Here is a 24,848-nt window from a genome sequence, read left to right on the forward strand (position 1 = left end):
GGGGGTCGTGAGCGTCTCCCTCGGCATGCCCGCACCGCCCGCGCCGACCCTGGCCCCTCGCCGGCCCACCCGGCAGCTGCAGGTCGGCTCCGTCGGTGTCGGGTCCGAGCACCCGATCTCCGTGCAGTCGATGACCACCACCCTCACCTCCGACGTCAACGCCACGTTGCAGCAGATCGCCGAGCTCACCGCGGCGGGCTGCGACATCGTGCGGGTCGCCTGCCCGAGCCAGGACGACGCCGACGCGCTGCCCGCGATCGCGCGGAAGTCGCAGATCCCGGTGATCGCCGACATCCACTTCCAGCCGAAGTACGTCTTCGCGGCGATCGAGGCCGGGTGCGCCGCGGTGCGGGTCAACCCGGGCAACATCCGCAAGTTCGACGACCAGGTCAAGCAGATCGCGGCGGCCGCCAAGGACCACGGCACCCCGATCCGGATCGGCGTCAACGCCGGCTCGCTGGACAAGCGCCTGCTGCAGAAGTACGGCAAGGCGACGCCGGAGGCGCTCGCCGAGTCGGCGATGTGGGAGGCGAGCCTGTTCGCCGAGCACGACTTCCACGACATCAAGATCTCGGTCAAGCACAACGACCCCGTGGTCATGGTGCGGGCCTACGAGCTGCTGGCGCAGCAGTGCGACTACCCGCTGCACCTCGGCGTCACCGAGGCCGGTCCGGCGTTCCAGGGCACCATCAAGTCGGCCGTCGCCTTCGGGGCGCTGCTGCGCCAGGGCATCGGCGACACGATCCGCGTCTCGCTCTCGGCGCCGCCGGTCGAGGAGATCAAGGTCGGCACGCAGATCCTGCAGTCGCTAAACCTGCGTCCCCGCAAGCTGGAGATCGTCTCCTGCCCGTCCTGCGGGCGCGCGCAGGTGGACGTCTACAAGCTCGCCGACGAGGTCACGGCGGGGCTCACCGGCATGGAGGTGCCGCTGCGCGTCGCCGTCATGGGCTGTGTCGTCAACGGTCCGGGCGAGGCCCGCGAGGCCGACCTGGGAGTGGCCTCCGGCAACGGCAAGGGCCAGATCTTCGTCCGGGGCGAGGTCATCAAGACCGTCCCGGAGCACGCCATCGTCGAGACCCTGATCGAGGAGGCGATGAAGATCGCCGAGACGATGGAGGCCGAGGGCGAGCCGCAGGTGACCGTCGGCTGAGCAGCCGGCAGGCCCGCCTCGCGGGGTCGCCGGTGGTTTCGGTGGAACTTTCGGTGAACCGAGACCCATCCCGTCGTGGGCACGGCGCCTGCCGTCTGGCATCGTGAGGGGGTGCTTCGTGTCGCCGGAGCGCGGCTCCTCGACGACCGGGACCGCGCGGGAGTATGCGCGGTCCTGGAGAGTGATCCGGTCGCCGCCTGCATGGTCGCCGCCCGTGTCGAGGTGGCAGGGCTCGATCCGTGGCGCCTCGGGGGCGAGCTCTGGGGTGTCGGGTCCCGTTTCGACGGTCTCTGCTTCTCCGGTGCCAACCTCGTGCCGCTGCGGGGCGAGCGGTCGGCCCTGCGCAGCTTCGCCGACCGCGCGCGCCGTTACGGGCGCACGTGTTCGTCGGTCGTCGGGCGCGCCGAGCTGGTGATGCCGCTGTGGGACGACCTGGCGGCGCACTGGGCGCCGGCCCGTGAGGTGCGGGCCGACCAGCCGCTGATGGCGCTGGCCGGGCTGCCGACCGTCGCGGCCGACCCGCTCGTGCGGCCGGTCCGTCCCGACGAGCTGGACCGGTACCTGCCTGCAGCCATCGCCATGTTCACCGAGGAGGTGGGCATCGACCCGCGCATCGGTGACGGTGGGGTCGGCTACCGGTCGCGGGTGGCCGAGCTCGTGGCCGCGGGGCGGGCGTTCGCCCGTTTCGAGGGTGGCGAGGTCGTGTTCAAGGCGGAGATCGGGGCCCTCTCGCGCCAGGTCGGGCAGATCCAGGGCGTCTGGGTGCACCCGAGCCGCCGCGGTCAGGGCCTGGGCACCGCCGGCACCGCCGCGGTGGCCGAGCGCCTCGCCGCACTGGGCCGGGTGTCGAGCCTGTACGTCAACGGCTTCAACCACGTCGCGCGGTCGGCCTACACCCGGATCGGGTTCACCCAGGTCGGCAGCTTCGCCACCATTCTCTTCTGAAGGTCACACGGCGCACCCGCTCCATCACCCCGGCGATAGGCTGGGCACGACGGAGTCCCGTGTCGAGTGGAGGTCACGTTCGTGGCGGAGGAAGAGTCCGGCGTCCAGCAGGTGCCGACGATCGACACGGACGTCGCGCACTCCCCGCGCATCTGGAACTACTGGCTCGGGGGCAAGGACAACTACGAGGTCGACCGGCGCGTCGGCGACGAGTTCCGGGAGCTCTTCCCGCCGATCGTCGACATCGCCCGTTCCTCGCGGGCTTTCCTCAAGCGGGCCGTGCAGCACCTGGCGGGCGAGGCGGGGGTGCGGCAGTTCCTCGACATCGGCACGGGCCTGCCCACGGTGGACAACACCCACGAGGTCGCCCAGCGGGTGGCTCCGGAGTCGCGCATCGTCTACGTCGACAACGACCCGATCGTGCTGGCGCACGCCCGTGCGCTGCTGCTCAGCTCGGCCGAGGGCGCCACCACCTACATCGACGCCGACCTGTACGACACCTCCCGGATCCTGGAGGTCGCCGCGCGGAGCCTCGACTTCGACGAGCCGATCGCGCTCATGCTCATGAACATCCTCGGGCACGTCCCCGAGCTCGGGCAGGCCCGGGAGATCGTCACGCGGCTGGTGGGCGCCCTGCCGTCGGGCAGCTACCTGGTGGTGGCCGACGGCACCACCGACGGCGGCCCGTTCGACGCCGCCATCGAGATGTGGAACAACGCAGGGTCGCTGCCCTACATCCTGCGCACCCCCGAGCAGATCGCCCAGTACTTCGAGGGTCTGGAGCTGCTGGAGCCCGGGGTCGTCGCCTGCTCGTTGTGGCGCCCCGAGAACGGCCACGTCGGTGCCCCCGCTCCCGTCGACGAGTTCGGCGCCGTCGGCCTCAAGAGGTAGGGGCCGCCGGCGCCGAACCGCACGGTCAGCGCGCCGCCGAGTGGTACCGGCGCACGGCCAGGGGCAGGAAGATCGCCACGATCAGCACGGGCCACACCACCGCGAGCAGCAGCGCGTTCTGCGCGGGCCACGAGGTGCCCACCAGTTCGGGAACGCTGTTGCCGAACAGCTCGCGGGTGGCGGCCACCGTGGCGGAGAGCGGGTTCCACTCGGCGACGGTGCCCAGCCAGGCGGGCATCAGCGACGGGTCGACGAACGTGTTGGAGATCATCGTGAGCGGGAACAGCAGCGCCCAGGTACTGGCCGCCGCCTCCTGGCTGACGACGAGCCCGAGGTAGATGCCCACCCAGATCATCGCGAACCGCAGCAGGAGCAGCAGGCCGAACGCGGTGAGCGTGGGCAGCGGACCGGTGTTCGAGCTCCACCCGACGAGCAGCCCGCACGCGACGAGGACGGCGAGGTCGAGTACCGAGTTGACCATGTCGGCCGCGCTGCGGCCCACGACGACCGCGGGCTGGGCCATCGGCATCGAGCGGAACCGGTCGGTGACGCCGCGGGCCTTGTCGGCGGCGACCGCGGAGATGGTGGCGGCCGCCCCGAACATCATCGTCTGGGCGAACATGCCGGGCATCAGGAACTCGCGGTAGTCCCCGCCGCCGGGCACGATCATCGCGCTGCCGAACACGTACCCGTAGAGCAGCACGAACATGATCGGGAAGGCCAGCCCCGCGACGATCACCGTCGGGTTGCGGGTCCAGTGGATGAGGTCGCGGCGGGCGACGGTCCAGGAGTCGGAGAGCACCCAGCGCAGCGGGCTCGCCGCGTGAGGGGCCGGTGCGGGAGCGGTCGCGGCGGTCATGCGGCCACCCCGGTCTTCTCCGCCTCGGGCTCCCCGTCGGTGGACGGCTCCGCCGGGCGGCCCGTCAGCCGCAGGAACACCTCGTCCAGGGTGGGGCGGCGCACCCCGATGTCCTCGGCGACGAGACCGCCATGGTCGAGTGCCCTCACCACCTCGGTGAGCGCGGCCACCCGGTCCTGTACCGGCGCACTCAGCCGGCGCAGCGGCGCGTCGACCTCGGGTTCTGCTCCCGTGATGCGGGCGAGCAGCGCGGTGGCGGCCGGCACGTCGGCCTCGTCGCGGAGCAGGATGTCGATCCGGTCGCCGCCGATCGCCGACTTCAGCTGGGACGGGGTGCCCTCGGCGACGGTGCGGCCCCCGTCGAGCACGACGATCTGGTCGGCGAGCTGGTCGGCCTCGTCGAGGTACTGGGTGGTCATCAGCACCGTGGTGCCGCCCGCGACGAGCTTGCGCAGCGCGTTCCACACCTCGCCCCGGTTACGGGGGTCGAGCCCGGTGGTGGGCTCGTCGAGGAAGAACACGCGCGGTGCCAGCACCAGGCTGCTGGCGATGTCGAGGCGGCGCCGCATGCCGCCGGAGTAGAGCTTCGCGCGGCGGTCGGCCGCGTCGGTGAGCCCGAACTGTTCGAGCAGCTCGTCGGCCCGCCGGGCGGCCGCGCGGCTGCCGAGGTGGAAGAGCCGGGCCCACATGATCAGGTTCTCCCGGCCGGTGAGGATGTCGTCGACCGTGGCCTGCTGGCCGGTGAGGCCGATCTGCCTGCGCACCATCCCCGGTTCGCGTGCCACGTCGAACCCGGCCACCTCGGCCCGGCCCGTGTCGGCGCGCAGCAGGGTGGCCAGCACCCGTACCGCCGTGGTCTTGCCGGCGCCGTTGGGGCCCAGCAGCCCGCACACCGAGCCTTCGGCGACCGTCAGGTCGAAGTCCGCGAGTGCCACCTTGCTCCCGAATCGTTTCCCGAGTCCGTGGGTCACCACGGCGTCCCGTCCTGCTGCCACGAGAGCCTCCAAACTGGGTACGCTGTACGTGTTACTTCGTACAAAGTACCCAGTTCTAGGATCGTCGGCAAATGACTTCTGTGCAGAGTGGTGGCGGCGACCTCCGGCGCAGCCTCGAGCTGTTGTGGGGCACGCCGGAGGAGCCCACCCGCGGGCCGCGCCCAGGGCTGTCCGTACAGCGGATCGTGCGCGCCGCCATCGAGGTGGCCGACGCCGAGGGGCTGGCGGCGCTGTCGATGCGGCGGATCGCCACGGCGCTGGGCGTCGGGGCGATGTCGCTGTACCGCTACGTGCCGGGCAAGGCCGAGCTGATCGACCTGATGGTCGACGAGGTGTACGGCGAGGACGTGGCCGCCGCGAAGGCGGTCGCGGGCGACTGGCGGGAGCGCCTCGAGGCGTTCGGCCGTCAGGAGTGGGCGCTGTACATGCGCCACCCGTGGATGCTGCAGATCACCCAGGGGCGCCCGATGCTCGGGCCCAACGCGATGGCGTCCACCGATGTCACCGTGAGCGCCGTTGACGGCATCGGTCTCGACGAGCACGAGATGCTGGCGGCGGTGGTGCTGCTCACCTCGTTCGTCGCAGGATTCGCCAGGACCACGATCGAGGCGATGCAGGCGGCCGACCGCACCGGGATCAGCGACGACGAGTGGTGGGAGATCCAGGGCGAGTACGTCGGGCCCGTCGTCGCCGCGGGGAAGCTGCCCATGCTGACCAAGGTGGGCGAGGCGGGGGCCTTCCACTCGATGTTCGACAGCTTCGAGTTCGGCCTGCAGCGGGTGCTCGACGGGTTGGCGGTGCTGGTCGCATCTCGTGGCGGGAACGCCCCGCCGACGCGGCCCGAGCCGCCCGCGTCCGGGTGTGACTAGCTTGTAGTGCCCCAGGCGGGTTGTTGACGCGGCTGTTGGGTGATTGGCCGCGGTGGGCTTTCTCGTCGGGGTGGACCTCGGCGTAGACCAGGCGGATGTGGTCGTCGATGGCGGCGTGGACGGAGCTGAACCCGACCAGTGGGCTGGTGCGGGTCTGGCGGGACTGGTCGCTGTCGCGGCCGTGCACCCGCCGGCGCCTGCCGTCGCGCAGCCGAGCTTCTTCACCTCCACGTGCACCAGCTCGCCCGGGGCGGGCGCGTTCGCAGCGGCGGATCACCGTGTCGGTGGGACGATCGAGCCAGGCCGGCCGGGCAAGTCCGTGGCGGACGGCGTGGGGCGATCGGCGAGCCCGGCAGGCCACCGCCACGAGCGCTGAATGGCCGTTGACCTGCGACGACGAACATCGATTCGAACATCTGTTCGAGTATGATGAGGAGGTGTCGGACAGCCCGCTCACCACCGCCCATCGCCTCCTGGTCGAGGCGATCGACGCGCTGTCCGCGGTCACCGACGCCGCCACCGACGACGACCTGCTGTCTGTCCTCACCGTGTGCGAAGGCACCAGCAGGCGGTTGGACCGGCTTGTCGTTGCCGCTGTGGCCATTTTGGAGCGGCGGGGGACGTTCGCCGAGCGCGGCTACACGTCGACCCCGGCCGCATTGGGGGATCTGCTCGGGTGGGAGCGGTTCGAGGCCCGCCAGCGGGTGGTCGCCGCCGAGCAGGTGTGCCCGCGGGTGGGGCTCGACGGCACGGTGCTGCCTGCGCGGCTGGCCGCCACCGCGGAGGTGTTCGCCGCCGGTGCCACCGGGCTGCGCCACGTCGCGGTCATCGCCCGGGTGTTGGCGAGCCCGGCCGCAGAAAGGCTTACACCCGAGGTGTGGGCCGGTGCGGAAGCCCAACTCGCCGACAAAGCGGCGGTCTACACGCCGTCGGAGCTGCAGACCTGGGGCACCGCGCTGGTCGAGGCCCTCGACCAGGACGGACCCGAGCCCGACGACCGCCCACCCGCCCCGGTCAACGAACTGCACCTGGCCCGGCACCGCGGCAAGCCGGGCGGCACGGTGAAGGGCCGGTTCGACGACGCGGCGATGTTCGACGCCATCGCCACCGTGATCGACGCCCACGCCCGACCCGCCACCGGTGATGAGCACCGCGGCATCGCGCAACGTCAGGCCGACGCCCTCGCCGACGTGTGCGGCTACGTGCTCGACCACGGCGACGTCCCCGAGTGCGGCGGGCGCCGCCCACACCTCACCGTGCTGATCCGGCTGGAAGACCTGGAGAACCGGGCCCGCGCCGCGTGCTTGGACTTCGGGGGCACCCTGAGCCCGGAGTCACTGCGGATGCTGGCCTGTGACGCCGCGGTCGTGCCGGTCGTGTTGAACGGGAAGGGGCAGCCCCTTGATGTCGGGCGGGTCACCCGCACGATTCCTAACGGGCTGCGCCGTGCCATCGCCGCCCGCGACCGCGGGTGCGCCGGGTGCGGGCGGCCGCCGTCGTGGTGCGAAGTCCACCACATCACAGCCTGGCAGGACGGTGGTGACACCGCCCTGCACAACTGCGTGATGCTCTGCCGGGCGTGTCACCGGCTGCAGCACCACTCCGAGTGGGAAGTCCGTATCCGCGACGGGCTACCCGAGCTGATCCCCCCGGCCTGGATCGACCCGCAGCGAAGACCACGCCGACAACCACTCCTGCACCTCGCCGCGTAGTGCCCGCCTGACCGTTCACGGACGCATGCTGCTGATCGAGCGCGGGTCGGCCGGTCGCCCGGTCGCTCACGTCGCGCGGAACTCGGGATGTCCCGTGCAACCGGCTACAAATGGTGGGCCCGCTGGCGCGCCGAAGGCCCACCCGGACTCCTCGACCGTTCCAGCTGCGCCCCCACCACATCCCCCACGAACGCGTCCAGCAGCGGCCGGCTCCGCGACGGCGGCGGCTGGCGCGTCCGCGGCCGCGACAGCCACGAACGCCGCCGCTCCCGCTACAGGCCCCGGGTCGGCTACGACTACATCCACGCCGCGATCGACGACCACACCCGCCTCGCCTACGCCGAGATCCACCCCGACGAGAAAACCGACACCTGCGCCGGGTTCCTCCGCCGCGCCGCCACCGCCCTCGCCGACCACGGCATCGACCAGATCGAACGCGTCATGACCGACAACGCACTGGCCTACCGCCGCTCCCACGCATGGCGCGACACCCTGGCCGACCTCGGCGCCACCGCCCGGTTCACCCGCCGCTACCGACCACAGACCAACGGCAAAGCCGAACGGTTCAACCGCACCCTGCTCGAAGAATGGGCCTACCAACGCCCCTTCACCAGCAACACCGACCGCGCCGCAGCCCTACCCGGCTGGCTACACACCTACAACCACCACCGCGGCCACACCGCCCTCGGCGGCCAACCACCCATCAGCCGCGTCAACAACCCACCTGGGCATTACAACTAGCCGGCCGACTCCCGGGCGAGCAGGCCGTCCAGTGCGGCGTCGGCGATCTGCGCGGCCTGCTCCTCGGTGAGCGGGGCGTGCCCGGTCAGCAGCCGGAAGATCAGCGGTCCGAACAGGATGTCCTGGGCGACCTCCACGTCGACGTCGGGGCGCACCTCGCCGCGGGCCAGCGCGCGGTTCCACAGCTCCCCGATGGCGCGCCTGCGGCCGGCGAGGAAGAACGTGCGGAAGAACTGCCCGGCCTCTCCGTCGGTGACCGACGCCGCGAGCAGCTGGGCGAAGACCGTGCCCGCCTGGCTCGCGTAGAACTCGCTGACCAGCCGGACCTGGACGCCGAAGTCGCCGCGGGCCGAGCCGGTGTCGGGCAGCTGCAGCGCGCTCGACATCCGCAGCCCGAACGCCTCGGCCGCCACGGCCGTGCGGCTGGGCCAGTGCTTGTAGATCGTGGCCTTGCTGACCCCGGACCGGCTGCTGATCGCGTCGATCGTGGCCGCGGGCAGGCCGCCGGCAGCGAGCAGCTCGTTCGTCGCGTCGAGCACGGCCTTCCGTGCTCGCACGCTGCGCGGCCGCTGTGGACGGGCCGCCTCGGTGGCGGCGCGGTCGGGATCCTCGGTCACGGGGTCATCCTGCCGGAACTGAACGGATGGTTCAGTTCAGCGCCGCAGAGTGAGTTTCCGGGCTTTCAGCACCAGATCCGAGGCGTTGTTCCGGACCCGCCGCTTGATCGCCTCGCTCCGGGTGTCCTGGCGGACGGCGGGAGCCGGCTCGACGTCGGGCTCCGGCACCACCACCTCGGCGGGTGCGCCTGCGGCCGTGATGGCCGCCTCGACCGCGCCGTAGACGCCGTCGGCAGTGGCGACCCAACCGCCGGCACCGGGCATGACTCCTGTCGTCTGACGCACCTCGACGATCACCGCCGGTACGACTCGGTCCCGGTTCGAGCCGCCGTCCCGGTAGGTGGCCCGGTCGGTCCGGCTGCCGAGCCCTCCCAGCCCCTGCATGAGCTGGCGCAGGTCCTCCAGCGACTCGTTGACGGCCGGTTCCCATCGGGAGCCGTTCTGCACCTCCACGTCCCAGCCGAGCTGGTCGTGTTCGGTGTGGCCCCGGCTCGGGTCCGACCCCCGGCCGTGCGTGCTGAGCAGGTCGTGCCCGTGCACCATGCCCCGCAGCCAGTCCTCGCGGGAGGTGTTGACCCGGCCGGCCCGCACGTCGTCGCCCGCCCCGAACGCGTTCTCGATGCGGGCGCCGAGCACCCGGTCGGCGGGAGTGCCCTGCGCCCCGGCCGCCGCGTTGTAGGCGAAGCTGCTCACCATCAGGCCGACCCACTCGGTGAGGTTCGCGGCGATCGCAGCCCGCTCCTCCGCGTCGAGGAGACGGAAGGATGCGGCGAAGTCGGTGCGGGCCATGACCGCGTAGACGGCCTTGGCGAACTGCGCACGCTGCCTGTTCGCGCCCTCGTACAGGTAGTGGTTCAGCAGCTCGGTGAAACCGAGGAGCTCCCGGCTCGGCGCCCGGTACTCGGGCCGGGGAGCGTCGCCGCCGCCGGAGGCGCCCGTCGTGGCACCTACGGGGGTGGGCGCGGTGGCCGGCGCGGGCAGGCGGAGCAGGTCCTTCAGCCTGCCCTCGACATCCTCGGCTTTGCGAGTCTGCACGTTGACGCTCTCGCCCTTGAGCTGCTGGAAGAACGTCGGGATCCCGGCGAGCGGAACACCCGCGGTGACCTGCAGGTGGGGAGCCCATCTGGGCCCGGGCTCCAGGTAGGCGTCGGAGACGCCGCCTTCCAGCCGGTTGGCGCGGAACCGCGCCGCCCTGCCCGCCATGCCAGCCCGGTACTGCTGGGAGAGCAGCTCGCCCTCCAGCCGGAGCATCGAGGTCTTCATCCGGCTGTAGTCGCCGCGGTCGGCCATCCCCGGAGGATCGGTGACCATCTCGACGTGGTTCGGGTCCTCGGCCTGCAGCTGGAAGTAGTTGCGGTGGACGACGGGCCTGCCCTTCGGCAGGAGTCGGCCGTCCTCGCCGAACGTGTGCCAGTTGCTGTCCTCGATCTCGAGGCCGACGTTGCGCTGCACGGGGACGGCGGTGCCGGGGACGTCACGGGCACCGTCGGGAGTGGCCGGCGCGGGTTCCTCGCGCTCCTCCAACATCCGGGTGAGCGCCGCGTTGCCCGCCCGGCGTTGCAACGCCATGGCCGGCGCCCACTTCCCGCCCGCCGCGGGCGCCGCCTTCCCCGCACCGGAAGACCGTGCGCCCCGTGCCTGCTCCGCGCGTCGTGGGCCCGGGCGATGGGCAGGGTAGGAGGCCATGGTTCACCTTCCGCGCCGGTCACCTGACCGGCGATCGCCGAGTCGGCCGCCGCGCCGTTCCTGCGGCGACCGTTCAACTCTGAGCGTCACGGTGGCCCGGATCAAGCCCCGGGCGTCAGGCGAACAGCTTCTCCTGCTCCTCGCGCAGCTGGTCGACCAGCCGGCCGGGGGGCAGGGTCACGTCCGCGTAGGTGAGCACGGCGTCCTTCGGCACGTCCCTCCGGAGCACGCACCCCTCGGCCACGCCCATCGGCAGCAGCCCCTCGGCGCGGGTGACCGCCGTGGACTCGGCCACCCCGTAGGTGTCGTAGCCGCCGAGGCCGTCGATGGTCCGGCCGGCGGTGAGGTGCTGCTTCGCGGTGGTGACGACGTCGACGTGCGGGCCTGCCGGGGCGGCGAGGGTGGCGTCGCCGAAGTCGACGGCCCGCACCACCGAGTTGGGCACCTCGAAGTGGCACAGGTGGTAGGGGGCGTAGAAGCTGTACAACGGGCCCGTGCCCAGCTTGTAGAGCTCCAGGTAGTGGCGCTGCTTCGGGTCGTCGTGGGTGCCGAGCACGAAGATCCCGGGGCCGGGCTTCGCCTTCACGACGTAGTCGACGATGCCGCCGAGCTCGCGCAGCTCGTCCACGTCGTAGCGGCCGGTGAGCTCGTCGACGTGCCCGTCGTGGTCCCAGCCGTTCATGCCCCGCTTCGGCACGGTGAGGCCGAACGCGTTGGCCACGATCGCCTGTTCGAAGGAGACCTTCGTCCCGTCGGCGAAGCTCGTGACCATGTACGGGTCCTGGCCCCAGCGCTCGGCGAACGCCTTCTGCGTCGTCGGGGTGCGGTACTCGTCCTGCAGCCCCTTGATGTTGCCCGCGACCAGCGGCGTGACGCCCAGGCCCCGGACGAACCGCAGCAGGTTGCCCTGCACGCCGGGCTGGTCACCGTCGGCCCCGGTGAGCACGACGCCCGCCTCGCGGGCGCGATGGGCGAGCAGTGGCCCGACGGTGCCGTCGAGCTCGGCGTTCATCGTGACCATCGGCAGGCCGCGCTCGATCGCCGCGACGGTGACCCGTGCGCCGAACTCCACGGCGCCGGTGACGTCGACGACGCAGTCCAGGTGGACGGCCTTGAGCAGCTCGAACGCGTCCTCGAGCACGGCCGGGGTGCCGTTGCTGATCGCGGCGTCGAGCTGGGAGGCGTCCTCCACCCGCACCGGTTCGACGCCCGCCTCCGTGTAGGCGCGCTCGGCGTTCGCGAGCGTCCGGTTCGCGATGGCGACCAGTGCCATGCCCGGCACCGAGTTGATGATCTGGTTGGCCAGGCCGCGGCCCATGAAGCCGGCGCCGATCATGCCGACGCGGATCGGGCGGCCCTCGGCCTCGCGCTTCCGCAGCGCGGTGTCGACGATGATCATCGTGCCTCCACCGCGCTGTCGCTGAGCAGCGGCCAGTTCGCGTCCTTCTCCGAGACGCTGACCGGGGGGATCGGCCAGTCGATCCCGAGCGCCGGGTCGTCCCAGCGCAGGCCGCGCTCCGCGCCCGGGGTGTAGGCCGTGCTGACCTGGTAGATCACCTCGGCCTTGTCGGTGAGGGTGAGGTAGGCGTGCGCGAAGTTGCGCGGCACGTACATCGCCGTGCGGTTGTCCTCGGTGAGCTCGGCCCCGAACCACTGCAGGTAGGTGGGCGACTCCGGGCGCAGGTCGACGATGACGTCGTAGATCGCGCCGCGGTAGCAGCGGATCAGCTTGGTCTCGGCGTTCGGCTCCAGCTGGTAGTGCAGCCCGCGCAGCGTGCCCGCCTTGTGGTTGAACGAGATGTTGGCCTGCTCGACCAGTGGTTCGAGACCGGCGTCGATGAACTCCTGGCGGCAGAAGGCGCGCGCGAAGAAGCCGCGGTCGTCCTCCAGGAGTGTCAGGTCGACCAGTGCCGACCCGGGGAGCGGGGTGGGGGAGATCTGCATGGGGGGAGGCTCGTCCTCTACGCGTCGTTCGGGGTTGCCGTCACGTCCTGTCTCCGGGGGGATGGTAATGGCGGCCCGGAGGGTGCCAGGTCACGGCCGTGCTCCGCCAGGGTTGCCGCGACGGAGGGCAAGGCGGGTGGGCTCGGCATACTGACCAAGTGCTCCCTGATCGTCCGGTTCGGCCGGCCCGGCGCTTCGCCGTGTTGCTCGCCGCGCTGCCGGTGCTGCTCGCCTCCGCGGGATGCGGGCTGTACGGCGACGACGGCCCGCAGCGGACGGTCACCGCGTTCCTCACGGCGTGGTCGGCGGGCGACGACGCGCGAGCGGCCGCTCTCACCGACGCGCCTGCGGCGGCGGGCCAGCTGCTGGTCGCCACCCGCGATGCGCTCGAGCCGTCCGCGATCGTGGCCGAGCTCGCGCAGGTGCGCACGGCCACCGAGCGGGCCACCGCGTCCGTGCAGCTGACCTGGCAGCTGGGGCCCGACCGCATCTGGAGCTACCTCAACGAGCTCGAACTGCTGCCCGCTCCCGACGCCGAGGAGGGCTGGCTGGTGCACTGGGCGCCCACCGTGGTGCATCCCGAGCTGGCCGCCCGGCAGCGGCTCGCGCTGCGCACCGAGCAGCCCCAGCCTGCCCCCGTCGTCGACCGCAACGGGGCGCCCGTGCTGACGGGTACGCAGGTCGTCACGGTGGTGCTGGACCGGAGGGCCACGGGCGACCTGCCCGCGGTCGCCGGTGCGCTCGCCACCGCGCTGGGCCCGCTCGACCCCGCGATCACGCAGGCCTCGATCACCGACGGGGCCGCGCGCACCCCGGACGGCCAGGGCTACCCCGTAGCGGTGCTGCGCGACACCGACTACCAGGTCGTGAAGGAGTCCATCCACGATCTGCCCGGCGTCCGCTTCACCAGCTCGCAGCGGCTGCTGGCACCCGATGCCCGCTTCGGGCGCCAGGTGCTGCCGGCTGTCCGCACCGCGACGGCCGAGCAGCTCGAGGGGGTACCGGGCTGGTCGGTGGTGCTCACCGACGCGAGCGGCATCACGATCCGCACGCTGGTGGAGGAGCTGCCCCGCACCGGCACCACGGTCGCCACCGGCCTGGACCGCGCCGTGCAGGCCGCCGCCGAGGACGCCGTCGAGCTGGTGCCGCAGCAGGCGATGCTCGTCGCGGTGTCGGCGTCCACCGGCGACCTGCTGGCCGTGGCGCAGAACGACGCAGCCGACACCGGTGGTGCGCTCGCCCTGACCGGGCGCTATCCGCCCGGCTCCACCTTCAAGATCGTCACGGCGGGTGCGCTGGTCGCCGAGAACGGGCTCACCGTGGAGTCGCCCGTGGCCTGTCCCGGCGCCACCGTCATCGGCGGCCGCGCGGTGCCCAACGTCGACCGGTTCGACCTCGGCACCGTGCCGCTGCGCATCGCGTTCGCCCGGTCCTGCAACACCACGTTCGCGCGCCTCGCGTCCCAGCTCGGCGCGGACGCGCTGCCCGCGGCGGCGCTGCGGTTCGGCCTCGGGGCCGACTACGAGGTCGCCGCGCTCACCACCATCACGGGCGAGGTGCCCCCCACGGCCGACGCCGTGCAGCGGGCCGAGGACGGGTTCGGCCAGGGCCACGTGCTGGCCACCCCGCTGGGGATGGCGCTGGTGGCCGCCACCGTGGCCCACGGCTCGCCGGTGGTGCCGCAGCTGCTGCGCGACCGGCCCACACAGGTGTTGCGGCCGGCCACCGGGCCGAGCGCCGCCGAGCTGGACCAGCTGCGCCCCATGATGCGTGCCGTGGTCACCGAGGGCACGGCCAACCGGCTGGCCGGGCTGGGAGAGGTGTACGGCAAGACCGGCACCGCGGAGTTCACCGGCGGTGGCCGCGCGCACGGCTGGTTCGTCGGTTACCGGGGGGACGTCGCGTTCGCGGTGCTGGTGGTCGACTCCGGCTCCTCGGCGCCTGCCGTCGAGCTCGCGGGTCGGTTCCTCGCCACGATCGGCTGAGGGGAACGTGCCGGCCCGGGCCGGATCGCCGTCCGGGCGCTTACGCTGGAGGCCATGTCCTCGCGCCGGGTCCCCGCGCTTGCGTTAGCGGCTGATGTGATCGCGGTGGTCGTCTTCGCCGCCATCGGCCGGATCAGCCACGGCGAGTCCGACGGCCTGTGGGGCCTGCTCGGCACCGCAGCCCCGTTCCTCGTCGGCCTCGCCGCCTCCTGGGCCACGCCACTCGTGCGTGCCCACCCGGTCGGCCTGCGCGCGGGCGCCGTGGCGCTGGGCGGCACGGCCGTGCTCGGTCTGCTGGTGCGGGCCGCCTTCACCGGCCGGCTCCCGCTCAGCTTCGCGGTGGTCACGGTCGTCTCCCTCGCGGTGCTGCTGCTCGGGTGGCGGGCACTGTCGTTGCTGGTGTCCCACCGGGCCGAGCAGCGCGCGGTCCGCTAGGCCGCTGCGCTGCGTGCCTAGACTGGTTCCATGCCCGCCCGCACGCTGCTGACCCCTGGCACCGTCTCGCCCATCCGTCCCGTTCCCAGCCAGATCCCGCGCCCGGAGTATGTGGGCAAGGACCGGCCGTCGCGCAGCAACGACCCGTGGGTGCAGACCCCCGAGGTGATCGAGGCCATGCGTGTGGCCAGCAGGATCGCGGCGCAGGCACTGCAGGCGGGCGGGGACGCGGTGGCGCCGGGCGTCACCACCGACGAGGTCGACCGCGTGGTGCACGAGTTCCTCGTCGACCACGGCGCGTACCCGTCCACGCTGGGCTACAAGGGCTTCCCCAAGTCGTGCTGCACGAGCCTCAACGAGGTGATCTGCCACGGCATCCCGGACTCCACGGTGATCGAGGACGGCGACATCGTCAACATCGACGTCACCGCGTTCATCGGTGGCGTCCACGGCGACACCAACGCCACGTTCCTCGCAGGCGACGTCGCCGAGGACGACCGGCTCCTCGTCGAGCGCACCCGCGAGGCCACCATGCGGGCGATCAAGGCCGTGCGCCCGGGGCGTGAGCTCAACGTCGTGGGCCGCGTGATCGAGTCCTACGCCAAGCGCTTCGGCTACGGCGTGGTGCGCGACTTTACCGGTCACGGCATCGGCCGCTCGTTCCACAGCGGGCTCGTGGTGCTGCACTACGACGAGCCGAGCGTGCACACCGTCCTCGAGCCCGGCATGACGTTCACGATCGAGCCGATGATCACCCTCGGCACGATCGACTACGACATCTGGCCCGACGAGTGGACCGTCGTCACCAAGGACCGCGCCCGCACCGCGCAGTTCGAGCACACCGTGCTGGTCACGGCCGACAGTGCGGAGATCCTCACGCTGCCCTGAGCGGGCCTGCTCGCCACAGGTGGTCCGTCCGGGAGCCGAGCAGCAGATGTCAGGGCTGCTGGAGAACGGGCTCGTCGAGCCGGGCGAGCGCCCGATCCGGATCCGGCAGGGCGGCGCGATGGGCAGGCCGTCGGAGATGACGGTCCCGGCGCCCGCGAGCTTCAGGTCGGGCCGTGACCGCCGTAGGGTCGAGAGCATGGCGAAGGTTTTCGAGCATGTCGATGCCGCGATGGCGGCCTGGATCGAGAAGCAGCCCGTGTTCTTCGTGGCCACCGCACCGCTGGCAGGCGACGGCCTCGTCAACCTCTCGCCCAAGGGGACCATGGGCACCTTCCGCATGGTCGACGAGCACACGTTCGCCTACCTGGACATGACCGGCAGCGGCGTGGAGACCATCGCGCACCTGCGGGAGAACGGCCGCATCTGCGTGATGTTCTGCGCGTTCGACGGCCGCCCGAACATCGTGCGCCTGCACGGCACCGGGCGGACGGTGACCCCGGGAGATCCCGCGTTCGAGGAGATGCTGGCAGGCTTCGGCGAGGCGGGTGACGAGCGCAGGCGGTACCTGCGCGGGGTGATCGTCGTCGACGTCACGCGGGTGTCCGACTCGTGCGGCTACGCCGTGCCGAGAATGGACCTGGTGGAGGAGCGCGAGACGCTCGACGCCGTGTGGCAGAGCCGGGACGACGAGCGGATCGCGCGCTATCACGTGCAGAGGAACGCGAACAGCCTGGACGGCCTGCCGGCTCTGCCGGTGGCAGTGCCGGCGGGCGGGGCCCCGGCCTGAGCCCGCTAAGGCGCGCGGGCGCCCCACACCGCCTCCGCGAGAGCGCGGCAGTCGCCTGGGATGATCACCCGTGGCATCCGGGACGGACGCCGGATCCACGCGAGGAGGACGAATGACGGCGGACCGGCCGCTCACGGTATGGCAGAAGCTCGTGCTGACCTGGTCCCGGCGCTGGCGCGACTCGGGGTTCTGGTTCGGGCTCGCGATCGCGGTGATCTGGCCGTTCGCGATGTTCGGCACCAGGATCGGCTGGCGGGGCGGCGAGTACATCCCCCGCACCGGCGGGGCCCTACTGGCGATCAACCACGTGTCCTTCTCGGACCCGATCTTCAACGTCGCCTTCACCATCTCGCACGGCCGGATGCCGCGCTTCCTCGCGAAGTCGGAGCTGTGGGGCATCCCGGTGGTCCGCTCGGTGCTGGGCCGCGGCGGCCACATCCCGGTCTACCGGGCCTCCGCGCGCGCGGGTGACGCCTACCGCGACGCCATCGCCGCCATCCAGCGCGGCGAGATCGTGGCGTTCTACCCGGAGGCCACCTACACCGCCGACCCCGACGGCTGGCCCATGAAGGGCAAGAACGGGATCGGGCGGATCGCGCTGGTCACCGGCGCGCCGGTGATCCCGGTGGCCAACTGGGGTACGCAGGACGTCCTGCCTCCCGGCAGTGGACGCCCCCGGCTGCTGCCCCGCCGGAAGGTGACGGTGGTGGCCGGACCCCCCGTCGACCTCTCCGCATGGCTGGGCGGCCCGCGCACCCGCACCGCTCTGGACGGCGCCACCGCGGCGATCATGGCCGACGTCACGCGGCTGGTGGCCGAGATCCGGGGCGAGACGCCGCCCGCCGTCCCGTTCGACCCGGCCACGGCCGGAGCGAACGGGACGAAGGTGATCGAGCAGGAGCGCCCCGCGAGCTGACCCGCTCGCGGGGCGGCCGCCGGTCAGCGGACGCGGGCCAGCTTCTCCAGCCGCCGCTGCGTGGGCCAGCGCACCGAGTGGGCCCAGCCGAGCTTCTCGAAGATCCGGATCACGCGGGCGGAGATGTCGACCTGCCCGCGCTGCACACCGTGGCGGGCGCAGGTGGGGTCGGCGTGGTGCAGGTTGTGCCACGACTCGCCGAAGCTCAGCACGGCCAGCGGCCACACGTTGCGCGAGTGGTCACGAGCCGCGAACGGCTGGTCGCCGATCATGTGGCAGATCGAGTTGATCGACCAGGTGACGTGGTGCAGCAACGCCACCCGCACCAGGCCCGCCCAGAAGAACGCGGTGAGGGCGCCCCACCACGACCAGGTCAGCAGGCCACCGAGCAGGGCCGGCACGAGCAGCGTGGCCACCGACCACAGGACGAACAGCCGGTCGACCCGCGTGATGTCGCGGTCGGCGAGCAGGTCGGGGGTGAAGCGCTCCTCGTTGGTCTGGTCGCGCTCGAACAACCACCCCATGTGCGAGTGCCAGAAGCCGCGGGCCAGCGCGCCAGGGCCGGTGCCGAACAGCCACGGCGAGTGCGGGTCGCCCTCCTTGTCGGAGAAGGCGTGGTGGCGGCGATGGTCGGCCACCCAGTCGATCACCGGCCCCTGCATCGCGAGGCTGCCGGCCACGGCGAGCGCGATCCGCAGCGGACGGCTGGCCTTGAACGAACCGTGCGTGAAGTACCGGTGGTACCCGACGGTGATGCCGAGGCCGCTGATCACGTAGAACACCAGCGCGAGCACGACGTCCGTCCAGCCCAGCCCCCAGCCCCAGGCGAACGGGACTGCGGCGAGCAGCGCCAGCAGTGGGACGATCACGAACACGTAGACGGAGATCTGCGCGGCGACGCCGCGCGTGCCGTCCAGGATCGGTCTGGCCGTTCCGGCCGCTCGGCTCGGGCTCTCGGCAAGGGTCATGCGCATGCACCTCGTGACTAGTAGGAAGGGTCACCTTACTAGTCCGATGTCTACCAGGCTTTTGTCGCCCGGCGGCACCCCGGATCGTGTGGGACGTCCTACAGATCGAGCCCGAGAAGCGCGTTCTCCACCACCTCGGGCAGAGCCGGGTGGATCCAGTACTGGCCGGTGGCCATCTCCCGCGCGCCGAGGCCGAACGACATCGCCTGGATCAGCGGCTGGATCAGCGTGGCCGCGTACGGACCCATGATGTGGGCGCCCAGCAGCCGGCCGGTGGCGCGGTCGGCGATCAGCTTGCAGAAGCCGGTGGTGTCCTCCATGGCCCAGCCGAAGGCGACGTCGCCGAAGGCCTGGATCTTCACGGCCACGTCGTGGCCCGCCGCCCGGCACTCGGCCTCGGTGAGGCCGACGGAGGCGATCTGCGGGTCGGTGAAGACGGCCGACGGTACGAAGCGGTGGTCGGTGGTGCGCGGTGTCTCGGGGTGCAGCAGGTTGTGGGCCACGACCTTCGACTCGTGGTTCGCGACGTGCTTGAGCTGGAACGGGGAGCTGACGTCGCCCAGGGCGAAGATCCCGTCCACCGGCGTGCGCTGCTGCTCGTCGACCACGATCCGCCCGTCGGGATGGGTGGGCAGACCGGTCCGGTCGAGGTCGAGCCGATCCCCGTTGGGCGTCCGGCCGGTGGCCACGAGCAGTACGTCGCCCCGCAACGCCGTGCCGTCGGTGAGCTCCAGCAGCACGGCGCCCTTGCTGCCGCTCGCGCGCACCACCTGCTGACCGAGGTGGAGGTCCCAGCGCTCGGCGGCGACGTCGGTGAAGCGCTCGGCGACGGTCTCGTCCTGGCTGCGCAGCAGGCGCCTGGTGCGCCCGACGATCGAGACGCGGGCCCCGAGCGCGGAGAACACGTGCGCGAACTCGGCGGCGATGTAGCCGCTGCCGACGATCAGGACGTGCTCGGGCAGGTCGTCGAGCCGCATGATGGTGTCGGAGGTGTGGAACGGGACGCCGGAGGACGCGATCGGTTCCGGGATGACCGGACGGCTGCCCGCGGCGACGACGATCCGGTCGGCGCGCACGGCGTCCGTTCCCGAACCGTCGGTGCGCTCGACGAGCAGTTCCTTGTGCCCGGTGAACCGGGCGTGGCCCTCGTAGACGGTGACGTTGGGGGAGCGGCTCACGCGGTACTCCCGGCCGCCGGCCGAGATCGGGTCGATCCGGCCGAACACGCGGTCGCGGATGTCGCTCCAACGCACCTTGTCGATGCTCGCGTCGATGCCGTAGCGCCCCGCGTGCCGCACCGCCTCCGCGACATCGGCGGGGTAGACGTACATCTTCGTGGGGATGCACCCCACGTTCAGGCACGTGCCGCCGAAGACCCCGTGCTCGATGAGCGCGACATCCAGACCATCGAACCTGCTGTCGATGATCGAGTTGCCGGACCCGCTGCCGATGACGACGAGATCGTGTTGACGCACCATTTCACGGTAGCCGCGGCCGGCCCGGGTCGCCCGGGGCTGTAAGGAGTCCGTTCGTTTGTGGAGTGCATACCCCACACGTCTGGCCCAGCGTGGCCCTCGTGCATCTGGTATGCAGTCGTCATGACCAGCGAGGCTATTGCGGCCACCGTGCACCGTTCCTGGGCGGCCGATCTCGAGCCCCGCACCATGTACGAGATCCTCCGGCTCCGCGTCGAGGTGTTCGTCGTGGAGCAGGCCTGTCCGTACGCGGAGCTCGACGGCCGGGACCTCGAGAGCGAAGCCAGGCACTACTGGCTCGGGGGGGCCGGGCACCCGGAACCGGTGCTCGGATGCGTGCGGCTGCTGAAGGAACCCGACGGCGACTTCCGCATCGGCCGGCTGTGCACCGCCCGGTCCGCGCGCGGGCGGGGCCTCGGCAAGCAGCTGATGGAGGCGGCGCTGGCCGAGGTCGGCGACGACGGCTGCGTGCTCGACTCACAGGAGCACCTCGCCGACTTCTACCGCGCCTTCGGCTTCCGTCCCACCGGCTCCGCCTACGACTGGGACGGCGTCCCGCACGTGCCGATGCGCCGCGACGGCCGCTGACCCGCCCCGCAGCGGCGTTCCGACGGCGTTGACGCACCGTGTTCCACCTCGTACCCCCGGTTGCGGAATACTCCGTCCGAACGGGCACGGAGCACGTTGTGAGCGGAGCGAGGTAGGCAGATGACGGAGGACCCGACGCGGGCGACCGCACGTCCGGGCTCACCCCTGCACGGCAGCGTGGGTCCGGCCGACCCGCACGCCGACCCGGCCACCGATCCGGCGATGCGGCCCGTCCGTATGCCGGAGCCGGAAGGCCCCACGGTGCCGACCCCGACCGGTGGATCGGGCCCTGCCGACAACCAGGCACAGCGCCCGGTGGTCACGCGCACCCGCACCGGCGGGCTGTGGACCGGCCTGATCCTGTCCTCGGTGGTCCTGCTGTTCCTGCTGATCTTCATCCTGCAGAACAACGCCCCGGTGCAGATCAAGTTCCTGGTCTGGACGGGCACGCTGCCCACGGGCGTGGCACTGCTCCTCGCCGCGATCGCCGGCCTCCTGCTCGTGGCGATCCCGGGCGGACTGCGCATCCTGCAGCTGCGCCGGGCGGCGCAGCGCGGCGGCCGCCGCACCGTCTGACCCACCCCGCGAGTCGCCCGTTCCGGGTGCGCGAGTCGCCCGGTCCGGTCTCGGCATGACAAAGGCGCGGCACCCCCTCGGGGATGCCGCGCCTTCGACGTGGTGGAGCGGGTCAGGCGGCCGCGTCGCGCCTGCGTCCGCGCGAACCGGAGCGGCCGGCCGCCGGGCGTCCGCCCTGGCCTCCCGCACGGACCGCGCCGCCACGCGAGCGCCTGCCGCTGCCGCGCGGGTTCTGCGCGGGCTTGGGCGCCTCGACGATCGGCACCCCGGACGGCGTGCGCGCCCCGGTGATCCGGCCCAGCGCGTCGTCGCCCGGGTAGACCTCGGTGTGGGTGGCGCGGACGCCCGCGAGGCGGGTGAGCCGCTCGACGTCACGCCGCTCGGGCGGGGTGACCATCGTGACGACCGTGCCGGAGTCACCGGCGCGAGCGGTACGGCCTGCGCGGTGCAGGTAGTCCTTCGGGTCGGTGGGCGGGTCCACGTGGACGACCAGGCTCACGTCGTCGATGTGGATGCCGCGCGCCGCCACGTCGGTGGCCACGAGGACCGGCGTGTTGCCGTCCTTGAAGTCGGAGATCGCGCGGTTACGCGCGTTCTGCGCCTTGCCGCCGTGCAGCGCGCCGGCGTTGATGCCGTCGCGTCGCAGCGTCTTGACCAGCCGGTCGACGCCGTGCTTGGTGCGCACGAAGAGGATCGTGCGGCCGTCGCGGGCGGCGATCTCGGTGACGATCCGCGGCTTGTCGGGCGTGTCGACGATCAGCACGTGGTGCTCCATCGTCGACACCTGCGCGGTGGCCGAGGCGACCGACTGGGTGACCGGGTCGGTCAGGTACTGGCGCACCAGCGCGCCGACGGCGCCGTCGAGCGTGGCCGAGAACAGCAGCCGCTGCCCGCCTGCCGGGGTGAGGTCGAGGATCTTGCGGACCTGGGGCAGGAACCCCATGTCGGCCATCCGGTCGGCCTCGTCGATAGCGGTGACCGTGACCTCGGAGAGGTCGCAGGTCCGCTGCGTGGTGTGGTCGGTGAGCCGGCCCGGTGTCGCGACGAGCAGGTCGACGCCGCGCTGGAGCTCGGCGGCCTGTCGGTTGAACGACATGCCGCCGACCACCGAGGTGGTGGAGAGGCCGAGTGCCTTCGCGAACGGGGTCAGCGCGTCGACGACCTGCTGAGCCAGCTCACGGGTGGGAACGAGCACGAGGCCGCGGGGACGCCGGGACTGTGCGCGGCCACCGGCGAGCCGGGACAGCAGCGCGAGACCGAAGGCCAGCGTCTTGCCGGAGCCGGTCTGGCCGCGGCCGAGCAGGTCGCGACCGGCGATCGTGTCGGGCAGCGTCGCCGCCTGGATCGGGAACGGCTCGGTGAAGCCGTTGGCGGCCAGCGCACGGACGATCGGCTCGGGCAGCCCGAGCTCGGCGAACGTGGGCATGCCCGCCTCGGGGACGGTCCACAGCACCTCGGGGGGTGCGGCGGCGAGAACGGGGCGGTCCTGCGAGCCGCGGGAGCGGTCGCGGTTGGAGCGGGGGCGACCACCGTCGGAACGACGGGGGCGCGGGTTCGCCGAGAACTGGGCACGGCGAGGGGACGGGGATGTCAAACGAACCTCCGGGACGTGGCACGTCGCACGGAGAAGCAGCGCCGAGATGACGGCGGCTGAGATCTCAGAGACGAGCCCGGGCGCAGCCATGCGCCCTGGTGGGTGAAGCGGGTGCGCCCGATTAGGGGCCAGGTCGGCCGGGCGCTCGCGGTGAAGCGTAGCGGAGTACCGGCCGACCCGGATCTGCCCGGGCCTACTCTTCCGACGCTCGTGCGTCGGGTGGCATTCCCAGCTCGACGTGCAGCTCGTCGAGGAGTCCGGCGGGGCCGACGTGCGGCGGCAGGCCGCGCGCGACGAACCAGTCGGCGATCCGCTGCACGTCGCGGGCCAGGAAGGTGGGCCCCTGCGGGTTCCCGATCACGTCCACGACCTGCGGAAGGTCGATGAGAACGAGCCGCCCGTCGTGCACCAGGAGGTTGTAGGCGGACAGGTCGCCGTGGGTGAGGCCGTGGCGGGCCAGCCCCAGCAGTGCGTCGACCAGCTGGTGCCACAGATCACACAGCTGGTCGACATCCGGCCGCAGCTGGGCGAGCCGGGGGGCGGCCGCGCCGTCGGTCCCGACGAGCTCGAGCAGCAGTTCCGTGCCGCTCAGCTGCACGGGGTAGGGCACCGCCACCCCGTCGGACCACAGCCGGCCGAGCGCGGCGAACTCGGCCATCGCCCACTGGCCGGCCAGCACGTCACGGCCGAAGGTCGTCCGGTTCGCCATCGCCCTCGTCTCGCGGGAGCGGCGCACCCGCCTGCCCTCCAGATAGCCGGAGTCGCGGTGGAACAGGCGGTGCTCGGCACTGCGGTACCGCTTCGCCGCCATGAGGACCCGGCGGTCGGTGCCGGGCACGAAGCGCTCGACCAGGTGCACGTCGGCCTCCTTGCCGGTCTTGAGCACGCCGAGCTCCGCGTCGACCGCGGCGTGCTCGGTGACCACCCAGGACGGCCGCGGCTCCGGGCCGTGGTCGGCGCCGTCCCACGTGGACCAGCGGTCGCCATCGGGCGGCCCGTCGGGATCGGCGCCGGCCCGCTCGTCGAGGGAGGTGATGTCGATGTGGCCGCCGCGGTGGCGGATGCGGCCGGAAGGGATGTCGTCGTCGAAGCGGCGGCGCCGCCTACGGGACGGTTCGGGCAGGTACTCGGGGTACTCGGGGTCGCGCAACGCGAGGTCTCCTGTGGACAGGCACCCCGCGGCAGGTGTCAGCGCGGGGCGGGGATCGGACGGGGGCGGGCCACGTCCCGGGCGGCGATCGACATGACGCACCTCCTCCTGTCCTTCAGGCCGGTAGTCCGGCTGCTCGGCGGTCAGCGTGCTGCACGCGCGCCCGGCGGCGCAACGGATTTACCTGGGCCGCCAGGCGTTCAGGCGGGAAGGATGATCTCCAGGGCCATGGGGCCCGCGCGCTCGACCTGCATGCCGGCGCGCCGGGCGATCGCGGCCACGCCGGCGGCGTCCGTCGGCTCCGCCCGGGTGCCGGCCAGCAGCCGGGCGAGCCTGCCCTTGTGCGCCTTGTTGAAGTGGCTCACCACGCCGCGGGTGCCGTCCGGGCGCTCGGCGAGCACGGTGACCGTCACCGCCCCGGGCACTCGGCCCAGCGCGGCGTACGACCCGGACCGCAGGTCGACGACCAGCTCCCCGGCGGCGATCCGGGTGAGCACCGGCTCCAGCACCGGCTTCCAGCGGGCGGCGAGCGTGGGACGTCCGGGCAGCGCCGAGCCCGCCGAGAGGCGGTAGGCCGGCACCGGGTCGTCCGCGTGGAGCAGGCCGAACAGCGCCGACCCGACGGCCAGGCGGCCCCTGGCCCGGGCGGCTGCGGCCCCGCGCAGCGAACCGGCGTCGAGCGCGTCGTAGAGCACGCCGGTGTAGCGGCGCAGTGCGGGCATCGTCGGGGAGTCGAACAGCGCGGCGTTGCGGGCCACCTCGGCGTCCTGCTTCGCCGAGAGGCCCAGTGCGGTGCGGCAGGCCGCCACGTCCCCGGCCAGCTCGACGAGCTCGTGCGCGAGCTCCTTGCGCACCTGGCCGAGCTCCGGGTGGGGCAGCACGTCCAGCCGCAGGGGCGGACCGTCGCCGCCGTCGACCTTCGTCTCCGACGGGGGCAGCAGGACGAGCACCAGCCGAGGCTATCCCCATGTGCCGGCGAGGCCGCCCGAGCGGGTCCGCGCGGGTCCGGGCACCCGAAGATCCACATGTGGGTGATTGCTCCGCGGTTGTGTACAGATGACGGCCGCATTACGGTCC

The 24,848-nt window shown here is 72.3% G+C and carries 24 protein-coding genes and 1 pseudogene; 14 read left to right on the forward strand and 11 right to left on the reverse strand.

Translation table 11 applies throughout. The annotated features are described in order from the left end of the window. Positions 1-7 precede the first annotated feature (7 nt). From ispG to ACQPZA_RS08905, 3 genes are all read left to right on the forward strand, one after another. Positions 8-1,150: a flavodoxin-dependent (E)-4-hydroxy-3-methylbut-2-enyl-diphosphate synthase gene (gene ispG / locus ACQPZA_RS08895; protein ID WP_433279771.1), complete on the forward strand. Its 1,143-nt coding sequence runs from the start codon at positions 8-10 to the stop codon at positions 1,148-1,150. Positions 1,151-1,261: 111 nt separating this feature from the next. Continuing rightward, positions 1,262-2,095, forward strand: a complete 834-nt coding sequence (locus tag ACQPZA_RS08900; protein WP_433279772.1) for a GNAT family N-acetyltransferase — start codon at positions 1,262-1,264, stop codon at positions 2,093-2,095. A gap of 81 nt (positions 2,096-2,176) precedes the next feature. Further along, positions 2,177-2,986, forward strand: coding sequence for an SAM-dependent methyltransferase (locus ACQPZA_RS08905; RefSeq protein ID WP_169396538.1), 810 nt, complete (start codon positions 2,177-2,179; stop codon positions 2,984-2,986). Between the two features lie 25 nt (positions 2,987-3,011). On the opposite strand, the gene ACQPZA_RS08910 is transcribed toward ACQPZA_RS08905, so the two are convergent. Further along, positions 3,012-3,845: an ABC transporter permease gene (locus ACQPZA_RS08910; protein ID WP_433279773.1), complete on the reverse strand. Its 834-nt coding sequence runs from the start codon at positions 3,843-3,845 to the stop codon at positions 3,012-3,014. Continuing rightward, a complete protein-coding gene (locus ACQPZA_RS08915; protein WP_433279774.1) occupies positions 3,842-4,840 on the reverse strand; it encodes an ATP-binding cassette domain-containing protein in 999 nt (332 codons plus the stop codon). The genes ACQPZA_RS08910 and ACQPZA_RS08915 overlap by 4 nt, the downstream gene beginning before the upstream one ends. A 71-nt stretch (positions 4,841-4,911) precedes the next feature. Here ACQPZA_RS08915 and ACQPZA_RS08920 point away from each other — a divergent pair, with 71 nt between their 5' ends. The 4 genes and pseudogenes from ACQPZA_RS08920 (at position 4,912) to ACQPZA_RS08935 (ending at position 8,162) form a co-directional block, all read left to right on the forward strand. Further along, on the forward strand, positions 4,912-5,709 hold the full coding sequence (locus ACQPZA_RS08920) for a TetR/AcrR family transcriptional regulator (RefSeq protein ID WP_433279775.1): 798 nt from the start codon (positions 4,912-4,914) through the stop codon (positions 5,707-5,709). Between the two features lie 52 nt (positions 5,710-5,761). Then, on the forward strand, positions 5,762-6,085 hold the full coding sequence (locus ACQPZA_RS08925) for a hypothetical protein (protein ID WP_433279776.1): 324 nt from the start codon (positions 5,762-5,764) through the stop codon (positions 6,083-6,085). Between the two features lie 61 nt (positions 6,086-6,146). Beyond that, the gene (locus ACQPZA_RS08930) at positions 6,147-7,421 is read left to right on the forward strand and encodes a DUF222 domain-containing protein (protein WP_433279777.1); all 1,275 of its coding nucleotides are present in this window, start codon (positions 6,147-6,149) and stop codon (positions 7,419-7,421) included. A gap of 25 nt (positions 7,422-7,446) precedes the next feature. Continuing rightward, positions 7,447-8,162: pseudogene (locus ACQPZA_RS08935) on the forward strand (integrase core domain-containing protein). On the opposite strand, the gene ACQPZA_RS08940 reads toward ACQPZA_RS08935, so the two are convergent. The 4 genes from ACQPZA_RS08940 to rfbC all read right to left on the reverse strand — a co-directional run bounded on the left by ACQPZA_RS08940 (position 8,159) and on the right by rfbC (position 12,409). Further along, positions 8,159-8,779: a TetR/AcrR family transcriptional regulator gene (locus ACQPZA_RS08940; RefSeq protein ID WP_433279778.1), complete on the reverse strand. Its 621-nt coding sequence runs from the start codon at positions 8,777-8,779 to the stop codon at positions 8,159-8,161. The pseudogene ACQPZA_RS08935 and the gene ACQPZA_RS08940 sit on opposite strands and share 4 nt — an antisense overlap. 36 nt (positions 8,780-8,815) lie before the next feature. After that, positions 8,816-10,465: a hypothetical protein gene (locus ACQPZA_RS08945; protein WP_433279779.1), complete on the reverse strand. Its 1,650-nt coding sequence runs from the start codon at positions 10,463-10,465 to the stop codon at positions 8,816-8,818. Between the two features lie 115 nt (positions 10,466-10,580). After that, positions 10,581-11,864 carry an NAD(P)H-dependent oxidoreductase gene (locus ACQPZA_RS08950; protein ID WP_433279780.1) on the reverse strand — a complete coding sequence of 428 codons (1,284 nt, stop codon included), beginning with the start codon at positions 11,862-11,864 and terminating at the stop codon, positions 10,581-10,583. Further along, on the reverse strand, positions 11,861-12,409 hold the full coding sequence (gene rfbC, locus ACQPZA_RS08955; RefSeq protein WP_433279781.1) for a dTDP-4-dehydrorhamnose 3,5-epimerase: 549 nt from the start codon (positions 12,407-12,409) through the stop codon (positions 11,861-11,863). The genes ACQPZA_RS08950 and rfbC overlap by 4 nt, the downstream gene beginning before the upstream one ends. A gap of 158 nt (positions 12,410-12,567) precedes the next feature. Between rfbC and ACQPZA_RS08960 the strand changes: the two genes are divergently transcribed. The 5 genes from ACQPZA_RS08960 to ACQPZA_RS08980 all read left to right on the forward strand — a co-directional run bounded on the left by ACQPZA_RS08960 (position 12,568) and on the right by ACQPZA_RS08980 (position 17,420). Continuing rightward, positions 12,568-14,394: a penicillin-binding transpeptidase domain-containing protein gene (locus tag ACQPZA_RS08960; RefSeq protein ID WP_433279782.1), complete on the forward strand. Its 1,827-nt coding sequence runs from the start codon at positions 12,568-12,570 to the stop codon at positions 14,392-14,394. Positions 14,395-14,448: 54 nt separating this feature from the next. Continuing rightward, a complete protein-coding gene (locus ACQPZA_RS08965; protein WP_433279783.1) occupies positions 14,449-14,829 on the forward strand; it encodes a DUF3054 domain-containing protein in 381 nt (126 codons plus the stop codon). A 30-nt stretch (positions 14,830-14,859) separates the two neighbouring features. Continuing rightward, the gene (gene map / locus ACQPZA_RS08970; RefSeq protein WP_433279784.1) at positions 14,860-15,717 is read left to right on the forward strand and encodes a type I methionyl aminopeptidase; all 858 of its coding nucleotides are present in this window, start codon (positions 14,860-14,862) and stop codon (positions 15,715-15,717) included. Positions 15,718-15,763: 46 nt separating this feature from the next. Beyond that, the gene (locus tag ACQPZA_RS08975; protein WP_433279785.1) at positions 15,764-16,504 is read left to right on the forward strand and encodes a pyridoxamine 5'-phosphate oxidase family protein; all 741 of its coding nucleotides are present in this window, start codon (positions 15,764-15,766) and stop codon (positions 16,502-16,504) included. 112 nt (positions 16,505-16,616) lie between these two features. Next, positions 16,617-17,420 carry a lysophospholipid acyltransferase family protein gene (locus ACQPZA_RS08980; protein WP_433279786.1) on the forward strand — a complete coding sequence of 268 codons (804 nt, stop codon included), beginning with the start codon at positions 16,617-16,619 and terminating at the stop codon, positions 17,418-17,420. Positions 17,421-17,443: 23 nt separating this feature from the next. Here ACQPZA_RS08980 and ACQPZA_RS08985 read toward each other — a convergent pair whose 3' ends face one another. Both ACQPZA_RS08985 and ACQPZA_RS08990 read right to left on the reverse strand, forming a co-directional pair. Further along, the gene (locus ACQPZA_RS08985; protein WP_433279787.1) at positions 17,444-18,388 is read right to left on the reverse strand and encodes an acyl-CoA desaturase; all 945 of its coding nucleotides are present in this window, start codon (positions 18,386-18,388) and stop codon (positions 17,444-17,446) included. A 98-nt stretch (positions 18,389-18,486) separates the two neighbouring features. Next, positions 18,487-19,863, reverse strand: coding sequence for a mycothione reductase (locus ACQPZA_RS08990; RefSeq protein WP_433282727.1), 1,377 nt, complete (start codon positions 19,861-19,863; stop codon positions 18,487-18,489). Positions 19,864-19,986: 123 nt separating this feature from the next. Here ACQPZA_RS08990 and ACQPZA_RS08995 point away from each other — a divergent pair, with 123 nt between their 5' ends. Together ACQPZA_RS08995 and ACQPZA_RS09000 are read left to right on the forward strand one after the other, a co-directional pair. Further along, entirely contained in the window at positions 19,987-20,451 is a 465-nt protein-coding gene (locus tag ACQPZA_RS08995; protein WP_433279788.1) for a GNAT family N-acetyltransferase, read from the forward strand. 120 nt (positions 20,452-20,571) lie between these two features. Further along, positions 20,572-21,027, forward strand: coding sequence for a lipopolysaccharide assembly protein LapA domain-containing protein (locus ACQPZA_RS09000; protein WP_433279789.1), 456 nt, complete (start codon positions 20,572-20,574; stop codon positions 21,025-21,027). Between the two features lie 112 nt (positions 21,028-21,139). Here the strand turns inward: ACQPZA_RS09000 and ACQPZA_RS09005 are convergent, their stop codons facing one another. From ACQPZA_RS09005 to yaaA, 3 genes are all read right to left on the reverse strand, one after another. After that, positions 21,140-22,453, reverse strand: coding sequence for a DEAD/DEAH box helicase (locus ACQPZA_RS09005; protein WP_433282729.1), 1,314 nt, complete (start codon positions 22,451-22,453; stop codon positions 21,140-21,142). Between the two features lie 361 nt (positions 22,454-22,814). Then, on the reverse strand, positions 22,815-23,771 hold the full coding sequence (locus ACQPZA_RS09010; RefSeq protein WP_433282730.1) for a serine protein kinase RIO: 957 nt from the start codon (positions 23,769-23,771) through the stop codon (positions 22,815-22,817). Between the two features lie 200 nt (positions 23,772-23,971). Further along, a complete protein-coding gene (gene yaaA / locus ACQPZA_RS09015) occupies positions 23,972-24,721 on the reverse strand; it encodes a peroxide stress protein YaaA (protein ID WP_433279790.1) in 750 nt (249 codons plus the stop codon). Positions 24,722-24,848 lie beyond the last annotated feature (127 nt).

The sequence above is a fragment of the Pseudonocardia xinjiangensis genome, from assembly GCF_050948425.1.
In the GTDB taxonomy this organism is placed as follows: domain Bacteria; phylum Actinomycetota; class Actinomycetes; order Mycobacteriales; family Pseudonocardiaceae; genus Pseudonocardia; species Pseudonocardia xinjiangensis.